General features: G+C 43.5%; 12 protein-coding genes. 3 read left to right on the top strand and 9 right to left on the bottom strand.

The genetic code is table 11. The features are described 5' to 3' along the window. The first annotated feature begins 40 nt into the window (after positions 1 to 40). Positions 41 to 664 carry a DUF2057 family protein gene (locus tag AACT21_RS00855; RefSeq protein ID WP_026027524.1) on the top strand — a complete coding sequence of 208 codons (624 nt, stop codon included), beginning with the start codon at positions 41 to 43 and terminating at the stop codon, positions 662 to 664. Between the two features lie 64 nt (positions 665 to 728). Here AACT21_RS00855 and AACT21_RS00860 read toward each other — a convergent pair whose 3' ends face one another. From AACT21_RS00860 to AACT21_RS00870, 3 genes are all read right to left on the bottom strand, one after another. Continuing rightward, on the bottom strand, positions 729 to 2114 hold the full coding sequence (locus tag AACT21_RS00860; RefSeq protein WP_017043564.1) for an SLC13 family permease: 1386 nt from the start codon (positions 2112 to 2114) through the stop codon (positions 729 to 731). A gap of 195 nt (positions 2115 to 2309) precedes the next feature. After that, on the bottom strand, positions 2310 to 3167 hold the full coding sequence (locus AACT21_RS00865; RefSeq protein WP_094163134.1) for an alpha/beta fold hydrolase: 858 nt from the start codon (positions 3165 to 3167) through the stop codon (positions 2310 to 2312). 146 nt (positions 3168 to 3313) lie between these two features. Next, positions 3314 to 3922, bottom strand: coding sequence for a TetR/AcrR family transcriptional regulator (locus tag AACT21_RS00870; protein ID WP_094163135.1), 609 nt, complete (start codon positions 3920 to 3922; stop codon positions 3314 to 3316). A gap of 126 nt (positions 3923 to 4048) precedes the next feature. Between AACT21_RS00870 and AACT21_RS00875 the strand changes: the two genes are divergently transcribed. Then, positions 4049 to 5005 carry an AEC family transporter gene (locus tag AACT21_RS00875; protein WP_013868314.1) on the top strand — a complete coding sequence of 319 codons (957 nt, stop codon included), beginning with the start codon at positions 4049 to 4051 and terminating at the stop codon, positions 5003 to 5005. 57 nt (positions 5006 to 5062) lie between these two features. Here AACT21_RS00875 and AACT21_RS00880 read toward each other — a convergent pair whose 3' ends face one another. After that, positions 5063 to 5812, bottom strand: coding sequence for a substrate-binding periplasmic protein (locus AACT21_RS00880; RefSeq protein WP_047688815.1), 750 nt, complete (start codon positions 5810 to 5812; stop codon positions 5063 to 5065). A gap of 175 nt (positions 5813 to 5987) precedes the next feature. Here AACT21_RS00880 and AACT21_RS00885 point away from each other — a divergent pair, with 175 nt between their 5' ends. Beyond that, a complete protein-coding gene (locus AACT21_RS00885) occupies positions 5988 to 6617 on the top strand; it encodes an START domain-containing protein (protein WP_026028159.1) in 630 nt (209 codons plus the stop codon). 5 nt (positions 6618 to 6622) lie between these two features. Here AACT21_RS00885 and AACT21_RS00890 read toward each other — a convergent pair whose 3' ends face one another. The 5 genes from AACT21_RS00890 to AACT21_RS00910 form a co-directional block, all read right to left on the bottom strand. After that, positions 6623 to 7018 (bottom strand): MAPEG family protein, encoded by a 396-nt coding sequence (locus tag AACT21_RS00890; RefSeq protein WP_094144507.1) that lies wholly within the window; start codon positions 7016 to 7018, stop codon positions 6623 to 6625. A 76-nt stretch (positions 7019 to 7094) separates the two neighbouring features. Continuing rightward, on the bottom strand, positions 7095 to 7838 hold the full coding sequence (locus AACT21_RS00895; RefSeq protein WP_094163136.1) for a DUF2931 family protein: 744 nt from the start codon (positions 7836 to 7838) through the stop codon (positions 7095 to 7097). Between the two features lies 1 nt (position 7839). Then, positions 7840 to 9975: a phospholipase effector Tle1 domain-containing protein gene (locus AACT21_RS00900; protein WP_094163137.1), complete on the bottom strand. Its 2136-nt coding sequence runs from the start codon at positions 9973 to 9975 to the stop codon at positions 7840 to 7842. Beyond that, on the bottom strand, positions 9972 to 10793 hold the full coding sequence (locus AACT21_RS00905) for a DUF4123 domain-containing protein (RefSeq protein ID WP_445285930.1): 822 nt from the start codon (positions 10791 to 10793) through the stop codon (positions 9972 to 9974). Before AACT21_RS00905 ends, AACT21_RS00900 begins: the two co-directional genes overlap by 4 nt. Then, a partial coding sequence (locus AACT21_RS00910) for a type VI secretion system Vgr family protein (protein ID WP_141195225.1) occupies positions 10769 to 11607 on the bottom strand: 839 nt, incomplete at its 5' end. The genes AACT21_RS00905 and AACT21_RS00910, both read right to left, overlap by 25 nt.

An 11607-nucleotide genomic window follows, 5' to 3' on the forward strand; every position in this document is an offset into this window, starting at 1 on the left:
CCTCTACTCTATTGCTTGCAAGGATAAAATAATGAACCTAATTAAACCGGCTTTATGTACATTAACCATGATCTTTAGTGCCTCTGTATTGGCTAATATCACTCTTGAAATTCCAGACACCATTAACTTATTAGCGGTGAATGGTCAGAAGCCCGAAACTTCTGGCAGCCTATTTTCCTCAGCGAAAAGCCTTGAGCTGGCCGATGGTGAACAACAAATCGTCTTCAAATACGCGCCTTATTTTACGCAAGGGAATGATCGCGTGATTATCGAAAGCGATGCAGTCATTGCCACATTCACCGCAAAGGATGCAAAACTGAATTTTGCCATGCCTGAATACCGTGATGCACATCGAGCAGAGAAAGAGATTAAAACAATGCAATGGTCACTGATTGACCAAGCAGGCCAAACACTAGAGATAAAGCAAGATCGCCTTCTTAAAGAAGGGTATCAAGTAGGCCGTGACTATATCCGTGAAGCAAATGACTATAATCGCGCAGGGGGTATTGCAGCTATTGGAATGACAGATGTTGCTATGCTGCAAAATGAACTAGCTCAGTCAGGAAATGTACAAAACGCCGCCGAAGAAATGCTGCATTTTTGGTACAACAAGGCTGATGAGAAAACGAAAGCACGCTTTAAAGAATTCGTTAACCAACAGTAATAACATCTCAATATGAGCTCTCTGAATTGAGAGCTCATTAGTATTGAAGTAGTTTGTGCTTAGCTTACCAGAACAACATCGCAATCATGGTCAGCAAGCCAATACAAGCAATATTTAACATCATACCCACTCGCATCATCTCACTTTGCTTAATGTGTCCAGAGGCAAACACTATCGCATTGGGTGGCGTCGCAACGGGCAACATAAATGCACAAGAAGCCGCAATAGCAATCAATACAGATAGAATCACGGGTGAGATACCAAAGGCTTCAGCAACACTGGCAAACACCGGAATAAGCAGCGCTGCACTGGCTGTATTACTCGCGAATTCCGTTAGGAACACCACGAAAACAGCAATCACGAATACAATAAAGAACAGACCTAAATGAGAGATCAGGGCACTTAGTTCATTGGCTAGGAAAACGCTGGTTCCCGTTTGCTTAAGTACGTTGCTCAAGCAAATACCGCCACCAAACAGCAGTAATACCCCCCAATCTGCCGTTTTTTCTACATCTTTCCAGTGCACCACTCGGGCAAAATTGACCAAAACAATCGCACCCAGCGCAACCAGAGTATCAAAGCTCGCAAAACCACCCAGCATGGCATTGACTGGTTTGCTAAATATCCAACAAAAAACCGTTAATGCGAAAATACCAAGCGTGACGACTTTACCTTTATCCCAAGTAACAGGTTCATAATTGAGCTCGAACTCTCCATTAAGATCCGGTTTTAATGCGAAATATAAAATAGTAATCGCAATGGGCAGCATAATCGCCGCCGTTGGAGCACCAAATTTCATCCAATCTGTAAATGAAAGACCAACCTCAGCCGCGGCAATCGCGTTAGGAGGGCTTCCTACGATGGTTGCAATACCACCAATGCTGGCGCTGTAAGCAATACCTAACAGCACAAAAACATAGGTCGAATGACCACGGTCTTTATCCACTTTGCTGAGCACTCCAAGCACAAGCGGTAGCATCATCGCAGCGGTGGCGGTGTTACTGATCCACATTGAAAGCGCGGCAGTCACACCAAACAACATGAATACCGCAACGCTCATTTTCCCGCGCGCCATGATAAGAACTTTATCGGCAATAACTTTATCCAGCCCCTGCCGATGCATAGCAGCAGCCAATGCGAATCCACCTAAAAATAGGAAGATAATCGAGTTAGCAAAGTTATTGAGCGCCGTTTGGGTGTTAAAAACACCAAAAACGATGGCCATGATAGGCACAAGAATGGCAGTGACCGTGACATGTAAAGCTTCCGTTAACCACAGCACAGCAATAAATGCCAGCATACTAATGCCCAAAGCGACATTAGAATCAACAGGCAAGGCATTGTACAGGACAAAAAACAGGACAATATCGGCTAGGATGATAAGGCTGTTGCGGTTAAAAAACCATTCTCGGGTGTTGGAGGGTAAAGGGACACTATCGTTTCTATTCATTATTATTTTTCCTTATGAGGGCCTACTGGCAACAATATGATCACACATATTCAAACAAGGAGATAATAATTATTGCGAAATTGTTAACCTTATCAAGACTATGGTTAACAATTTAACACTTTGAAATAAATGGAAAACTATTGGTTAAATTACGCCCATCCAATTACGGCTTCAAATTAACTTAAAACGAACACCTTAGCATGGTATTCCTGCCAACAAATTAAATCCGGACTTAACTTGTTCACCTTTCATCACACGTCCATGTCCTTGGTTTTGGGTGGTAATAAGTGACACTTTCTCGATTTCTTCTGCCGCTTGCTTTGACACAGAATATTTGGTGAACTTATCATTCTCATCGTGAACAATGACGCTGCGAGATTGACGCTGAGCAAGCTTATGGTAAGGATCGATAGATTGAATGGGATAACGATATTGATCGGCAACTTCCGCAACAACGGCCTCAAATAAGCGCATCGAATAGCCAGACCTTGCCACACTGCTGAATAAGTTATCCAAATAATCCAGCACGGGCGCGACCAATAGCATTGGACAATGCTCAATTTTATGATGTCGGCACTCTAATGCGGCGGCCGTCCCCATACTGTGTCCAACGATACCAGCAACATTGTCAATACTATCGAGTATCGCTTCCAACCCTCCAACAAACGCAGGAATGTGACCATACACGCCCTCGCTTTGGCCATGTGCTGGGTGATCATAAGCTAATGCCGTATAACCACGTGCCGCAATATGCTCCATCAGTGGATAAAACTGACTTGCCGTGCCAGACCAACCATGGGTCAATAACCAAATGGGACCACTTCCGAGTTGATAAGTCGTCAGAGCCCCTTCGACGCACATTACACGGCCAGTTTTCAGGCCAATTGGCGGCTGGTTTTGAGGCTTACTTCTTGCCGGAGTCAACAATACATTTCGTGCAACTTTTTTGGCATGTGACGGTGCGAGCGTGTGATGAAGACGAGTGCTCATATTGACCAATGTACGTTTCACACTGAATGTGTTTGAGGTGCTGAAATAGATTTTTTCACTCACTGAGTTGCCCTTCCTCTCGATAAAATAGAACGTTCGTACTATTTCTAATTAAAAATTTTATTTTGCTAAGCATTTTATTTTGTTAAATAAAGGTGCATTTTCGCTGTTGCAGATTCGTTCTTCTCGCTGTGAAAAGCGAGAATTAGCTAACATTGCTGCTTCACTATATTTCGCCATCGAGACATTAAATCGTCCACGCCTTTCCAAAAATGTTGATAACTTTCCATTTGGCCGTAGATCGAGTAGAACAAATGAGCACTTAAATAGAGTCCATACAACTCATAAGCAGCCTGCTTTACATCCAATTTCGGATGAAACTGTGCGCTGTCAACCCCTTTTTTAATTTGAATTTGCAAGTAATGAATCCAAGTCGCGATGGTTTTTTTAAGTACTTTTTGAATTGCACAATCACAAGTTGCGGCATCTTTCCACGCATCTAAAAACATACAACTGCCTTGGAATGAATGATTCCAACCTAACCAGTGCTCTAACAGCACTCGCAATTTAGCTTCGATATTCTCGTCGCCAATCAGGCGAGCCGGCGTAATAACACGCTCAGTAAACACAGAATGGGCATGCTCTAATACTGCAATTTGCAAATTTTCTTTAGCATTAAAATGCGCAAACAAACCACTTTTTGATAAACCGCACTGTTTTGCCAACTCACCGATAGTGAGACTTTCCAAACCGTTTTCACTGGCTAATTCGAACGCTTTGTTCAGTACATTTTCTCTTGTAACTCTACCTTTGCTCATATTATGCCGACTCTCAATTCATACCATGCTATTTTTAGCACGTTCGTTCTTTTTTGCAAATTTGATTTTGCAAAATGAGGAACTGTGGAAGAATAGCAACGCTATGAGCAACTTCAATGGATTGATATGACAACGATTATCGAACAACTTTTGTTTTCGGCCTCAATTACAGGGCCTATCTGTTTGATGTTAGTACTGGGCGTTGTACTAAAGCGAACGGGGGTTATCAACGATAATTTCATCGATGTCGCGTCACGCATCGTATTCCAAGTCACCTTACCAGCCATGCTATTTCTTAGCATCGTCAAATCACAGCACGATTTTTCTTCCAGTGCAGCACTGATTGGCTATGGACTACTCGCTAATTTCCTATTTTTTCTTTTCACGACTTTTTTCACCAAAAAAGCGTTCCCACAACATCTGGATCACGGCGTGATCATCCAAGGCGGGTTTCGTGCGAATACCGCTATTATCGCTTTGGCTTATGTCGCAAATACTTATGGCGAACCTGGGTTAGCATTAGCGGCGATGTACGTTGCCGCAACCACTATCCTTTATAATATTCAAGCGGTGATAACACTCACGCCAAAAGGGGAGAGTTCAGGGCTCAAAGCCGCTGGAGTGATTGCCAAAACACTCACCAAAAACCCACTGATTATTGGTATTCTGCTCGGTGTTTTATGCTATTCCTTATCCCTTCCAATCCCGAAAATGGTTACTGATGCTGGCCAATATTTTGCCAATATGACACTACCATTAGCACTACTGTGTACTGGCGGCTCACTCAATATAGGTTCACTCAGAAGCGACAAAGCACCGGCTTGGTTTGCCACTGCCCATAAGCTGATTCTCGCCCCGATATTGATCACATCGGGTGCGTTACTTTTTGGCTTTCGCGGGTTAGATCTCGGGCTAGTCTTTTTGATGAGTGCATCCCCTACCGCTGCGGCCAGTTATGTTATGGCAAGAGCGATGGGAGGAAATGCAACCTTAGCGGCCAACATCATTGCATTGACGACCGTATTTTCACTGTTTACTTGTACACTAGGCATCTTCCTGCTCGCGTCTCTGAACTTAATTTAACCGCCTTTTAATTCACTGCGGAAGGGTAAGAAGGAAGGGCCATTCAAAAAAAGCGAATCATTCCATCATGGAGACATCACTTTCTTTCAGTCCATGATTAAATAGCGTCAACAGTTGCTCACTTCGTTCACCCATTTTAGGGAACAACAGATAGTTATTATTGATGAGAAAAGGTTTGGGATGGTGCGTGATCATTTCTCGCCATTGCGGTAAGTATTTATCCAGAGTGTAATAACCGATATGAATTTCTTCTGGCATGAGATCAATCCGCTTTTTCGCCAGCCGTTCGAAGTTCTGTTTTGGATCATTGACTCGAGACATTTTTATTTGCTGCGTTTCTAACAATCTGTCTAACTCGGCACCATAGCTGTAGGCAATGCCACCTCCTAAATGTAACCCCTTAAGATCATAGAGACTTTCCCAGTGAAAGTCGGTTTCTTTATGGTGAAAAAACACGAAGCGTTCATCGCTCACCGCTTCACTATAATAAAAATCTACCGTTCGCTCTTGGTTAAACATCCAAATAGCAGTTGCATCATAACGTCCAGCTTTGGCTTCGGCGTATGCTCTCGCCCATGGGAAAAAATGAAACTCAACTTCGTAGCCAGCATCCTTAAATACTTTACGGATGATCTCAGCAACAAAACCATTATTTTCAAGGTGTTGACCAATAAACGGCGGCCATTCACCAGCACTAATACGAATAATATGACTATTGTGTATTGAGGATGGCGCTGCCCATGCGGGAATAGAAATCCATGATAGGATGAGACAGAGCCAAACCTCATACCATCTTAAAGATTTCATTGCCGTACCTGAACATTGAGCAAACTTTTAAGAAACATAACAAAAACTAATAAAACAAAACGTATACATAATATATTTATGTTTTTATGCTAGTGCAGTTCTTAAACCCACTTTTTGTAACCAACACGACAAAAATAAGGCCACGTGCTACAACATCAATGAGGAAAGAACCATGATGAAATGGATAGTTGGTTTAAGCCTACTATTTAGCAATGTTGCTAGTTTGGCAGCGACTTCGGTCGATTGGTTACAGGTAAAATCAGAAGACGGCATTACGATCTACTCGCGCCACCATAGCGATGGCTTAGTCCAAATACGGGCGCAAATGTTCGTACCCACTAGCTATTTCGCTTTTATGCGGCTATTAGATGACAGTGAACATGTACCAAACTGGATAGATAACGTGAGTAACAGCCGTGTGCTGCAAAAAATTTCAGATACCGAGAATATTGTTTACACCCAATTCTCGGCACCATGGCCAGCTAAAAACAGAGATATGGTGACTTATTCAAAATTTGAGATGCTACCTAATGGTTTAAGTTTAGACATAGTGGATGCCCTAAATTACTTGCCTGAACAACCGGGATACATCCGTATCACTCAAGTCAACGCACATTGGACGCTGCAAAAACTGACTAATGGTATGACTCACATCGATTATATTGCCTTCGCTAATCCAGGAGGTGCACTACCTAACTGGTTAGTGAACAAACTGTCCACTGACAGTGCCTTTACCACATTTAAAGGCTTGCGCCGAGAATTGGCCACTTATCAAGATAAACTTCACCCTGCCGTGAATGAATAGCATTCTTAACCCAATACTTGGCCAAAAGGAAGGTAAATAATATTCAGCACGATCAAGACAACCATCGCACTGAACGTTAGCTTCATACCACGAATCCGCCCTTTAAGTTGGTCACTTAAAATCGCTCTGGCATGTAAAATTCGGCCAACGATAAACGTGATACCTACCCCGTGGATCCACCATACGCTGGCACCATTAAACTCCAATAACCCCATTAGGATTAAAGTAATAGGAATGTATTCTGCGGCATTTCCTTGCGCGCTGCGAGCTAATTGCAGTGCTGGTACTCCACCATCGGCATATCTCACTTGGTTAGCCCGACGCTGTTTAATAACGTTAATCGCTAGCCACAAAAATAATACTGAAAGTATCGATGCATATAGAGCAGTAACCATGGTCATTCCTTTTCAAGTCAGCAGTGCCTCTATAGTAGTGCATCAAACACGTTCAGATCACTACTCTGATTCAAAGCAATCTCTAGTTCTGGAGTGGCTTAATCTCCTGAGCCGAGTACACCTTATCCACTTTATCCCAAGGAATCGGGTCAATTGATACACCTGCGTCTTTTGCGCGTTGGTGAATACGCTCTAATGAAGAACCAGACTGCTTATACGTTTCCACACCAAAACCATTGCTATCGCGATCCATGACTTTATCTGGTGCCAATTCAGCTAAATAGATGGTCGTACCACAACCTCTTAACCAAACTTTGGCTTGCCCATTGGGCAGTAAACCAAACACGAATTCGGTGCGATAACAAACATTACCCAATGAACCATCTCTATTTTGGTAAAGACTTTTTTGTGCCATCAAACTTTTCACATCTTCAGATACAGTATATTTGGTGACATAAAACTGGGTGTTAATAAGTGAAACCCAGTACAAGTAAAGACTATCTGGTGGTAATTTAATCTTTACAACCTGCTCACCCTGCGTATTCATAGCAAAACTATGAACAGGCAACCCAAAACCATCATATTCAGGTAACCAACCTTGAACATTTTTTAGATCACTGATTCTCATAAACTGAGAAAAGGTATGCAAAGGAGATGTCCAGTTTTGCGCCTCATTTACTCCATAAGCTTGAGTCACTTTAACAGGGTAAAAAGAGGGCATAGAGACGCTAACACTCCATGCCTTCTCTGGTATTGGCCCCGCATACGATGAGCAGGCATTTAACAATGCCGTGATCAACAAAACAGATACACTTTTTAAATACATTCTACTTTCCTTCTTCGCATGGGTAGCTGGCGCGCTTATAGCAGCCTTGACTTTTGTCCCAAAGCGGTTTGAGTGCAAAACTATCATCCGACGAATGATGAAATAAGTTTAGCTGCATCAACTCTTGTTTACGTTTTGCATCAAATTCACTCTCTAACTTGGTATATTGCCCTTGCTTTGCCATATCAAGAATCTGTTGACTAAATTGCTCGAGGCTAAACGAGAAACGCTCGACAGGCTGAAACGTAAAATCTTTGACTATATATAAATATTCTTCAGGGTTTTGCCACAAAAAACCATCCGCATCGGCCACTGGTACCCCATGATACTCGGCTAGACCATACATCAACCTAAGGTATACACGGGAGAGCTCTCCTTCCACCTTTCGCTGTATATAAAGGCGGCCGACCACTCTTCCGCCCTCTTTTTTACCTTGTTCAATAAACTCAACTTCTGGTTCTACATAGTCACTTTCCTGCCAACCGGTGGCTAAATCACGTTGCTTATACTCAGACAGCTTTCTTCTCACGTATTGCTCGGCGCGATCCTTATCCCAGCGGTCAGAGAAAGAGCGGCTCGCACGCTTCACCAACTTTTTCTCTAAGATCGGCAAGAGATAATCACTGTTGTTGTAGCTCAGGCGTGAATGGTAACCACCACCAATATCGGAATGGGCTCCAGGAAGGACAAATTCATGAAAATGATCTACCGAATCAACAGAGTTAAGATGGTTGAGGCTAAAGTTATAACGACACTCAATACTAGGATCGGCGGTTAAGTGAACAGCACGCCGAACGCGCTGAGGATCAATCCATAACCTCACATCACCATTGTCATGATGAGTTGAAAAATCAAAAGAGAGTAGGTCAACCACAGAAGCGACAGTATCAAACAGGCCTGCAAAAGTAATCTCACAGCTGGCTTTAGCCTCATCTGCTTCACTCCAATCAAACCCGTAAGCTAAGGGAATGCCGCTCTTTTGGCACGCCTTACTAAACGCTTGAGCAAACTCGCTCTGCTCGCCATCCAACACCACATTAATAAAATGTCTTGCAGCAGCAGCTCCACGGCTAAAGCCGAATACATCGAACTGCAACTTATTAAAACCGTCAACGATATCCGGCTGTGCATCAGCAAAGACTGATTTAATATTCATAATTGACGTTGAAAGCTGATCTATGGAAGTATTAACTTTAGCGGTCACACCATATTTACCTATTCCTGCCCCCTGCCCAAAAATTTCCGATTCATCAGCCGGAGCAATGCTTGTGCTATTTCCCGTGCCAATTCCCGTAATATATTCAGCCATTGAATAAGCACTTCTGTTTTCAGAAAATTGATTTTTCTCATAAAGTTCAAACAACTTCTGTACATTGGTCAGCTCATTAGTGACGCTGCCTGCCACTGTCTCTACTTCGCCTTCATCATTTTTAAATAAAGAGATAAAGAAGTTGTCTTTTTTAGGATAATCAAAACACTCGCTCAATAAGTGAGTGGCTGGAATATCGTTTTTAAGCCGCCCTGTTTTTCTGGAAATAATGTCGCAATCAACGTTGTATTTCATTTTCCATGTTTGATAGTAATTCTCTAACTGAGTCTTCCCCCACTGCGCACTGTAGCTATTATTGGCCGTACCATCAAAAAACATACCTACACGTAAGGTAATAAAGTTAAATCCTCTCACTTTAAGAACATAACTTTTATCTGTCAGTAAGTTGCAAGCATCCGCTTGACCTTTTTGGTGCCTTACGGGTAAAGCTTGTTCTGCCGTCAATTCGGTTAGATCGCCACTGGTTACGTTTAGAAAACTAGCACTATTACCTAAATGGTCTTGGTATTGTTTGGCAAAATCCAAAGTAGGGTCGGCTTCATTATTGGGTGTTCTCAGTTTACCCTGAGACTCTCTTAACCATTGTTCAGCATCGAGAGTGAGCGTCACCGGGCCGGGGGCAAGCGTTTTAAGCAAGATAGGTGCTTCACCTAATACGACGGGAAATTCATGCTTTGCTGAGTCAGTGATAGTGCCAGTGATGCCTTCAAATGGCTTATTGAACTCATCACGGATGATAATTTCAATCCAATGCGTTCGATTTTCACACGGCGCACAAAAAGGGCTAACTCCTGTTGTACTTCTCATTGCCAGCTCTCCTTAATGGCCTTTAACTCTTTCAGTTCATCCGATGTTAAATGTAAAGGATGGGATAAATCATCAAGCGCGGTATCGGTTGCAGTGACGAGCGCAACTAACGCATGCTGCTCTGCGACCTCATAGCTATTTTGCTTTTCTAATGCTGATTGCAAGGCTGATAATATCGTCTGCTGCGGTGATTCTAGGCGTTGTAAAAGATGCGGCAATAGCTCCCACCAACGTCTTTCTAAGGAATTGGCATGAACATTTATGTTGTACAAAGGCGCTAGGTGGTGAGGTAACATCTTCCACCAAGTCCCGTGGCGAAGCACAAATTCACTGCATGAGGTATTACTGAAGGTAATGAGAGCGTCTTCTTCATGGTGATCAATCGCCACCAATTGGTTGATGTTGCCTAAAAAGTGATTCACCTCAGTTTCATCCATCGCTCGTAGTATGGGAACGATCACATCACGATCGTAAAAACGAAACATCACTTCTTCGCCATCTAATGCGGCAATTAATAAGCTCCGCAGATGACCCAAAACTTCTTGTGTGCTTACCTGGCTTGACAACACTAGTCCCTGAGCAAGGAGCGATTCTGGCAACTCCAACACAATATCAGTTACAGGAATTAGCCACGGTGATAGCGGCATAACTGAGTCAAACATGGAGCCATAAAATAAAGGCACGGCTTCCTCAAATCCAAAACCACCATTTTGCGCTAAAGCAAGCTTGTGAAGTTTATGTTCAACCAACCAATATTGATGCTCTGACTGTGCTTCAAACCACGATTTCAACATTAGGCATCCCCGGCTAATGGGCATACTTTTACGGCTGGCACTCGTGCTTCTTCAGCTTGCAATAGCGCTTGGTAAAGAATGGTTTGAGGTGGCGCGGGGGATTTTTGCAGTTCAAGCTCACCAGGTAATAACGGTAAATCACCACTAAAACCACTGCCACTGCCCGCACTTCCGCCGGAGTTTAAATTAACGCCCGCCCCAGAAAGATGGACACCAGCAGGATCAACTTTGACAAAACTGCCACCGGCTGTCACGGTAATTTCTGACCCTGCTTCGATCACCACTTTTTGTCCAGCTTTGATGTGGATTTCATCTCCACTTTCATTAGTCCAAACTTGCCCTGATTTTACGTGTAAAGAACCATCGACCATTAATATACAGCTACCCTTAACCGATTCGCGGCTTTCGCCCTCCACCGTGAGGTGGTGGTTATGTTTAACGTGCGTAAACTGGTCGTTATCCACCGTGAGGTGCTGGTCGTGCTTGATGTACGCCGTGGCGTCATTGAGCACCAAGGCATCTAAGTCTTTTTGCGCGTGTAGGTAGATTTTCTCTTGCGCCGCTTGGTCTTCAAAGCTCAGCTCGTTAAACCCTTCTCCTTGGTGCGTTTCACTGCGCAGCACGGTTTTGGTTTTGTTATCCGGCAGTGTGTACGGCGCTTTATTGGTCGCATGATAGGTACGGCCTGTCACTATCGGTTGGTCTGGGTCGCCGTTAAGAAACGAGACGATGACTTCATGACCAATGCGCGGAATGGCTATCATGCCATATTGGCTGCCAGCCCAACCTTGTGAGACGCGCACCCAGCATGAGCTGTGTTCATCGCCGTTGGAATATC

Origin of the sequence: Vibrio sp. V08_P9A1T1 (genome assembly GCF_963874405.1) — a bacterium.
Taxonomy (GTDB): domain Bacteria; phylum Pseudomonadota; class Gammaproteobacteria; order Enterobacterales; family Vibrionaceae; genus Vibrio; species Vibrio anguillarum.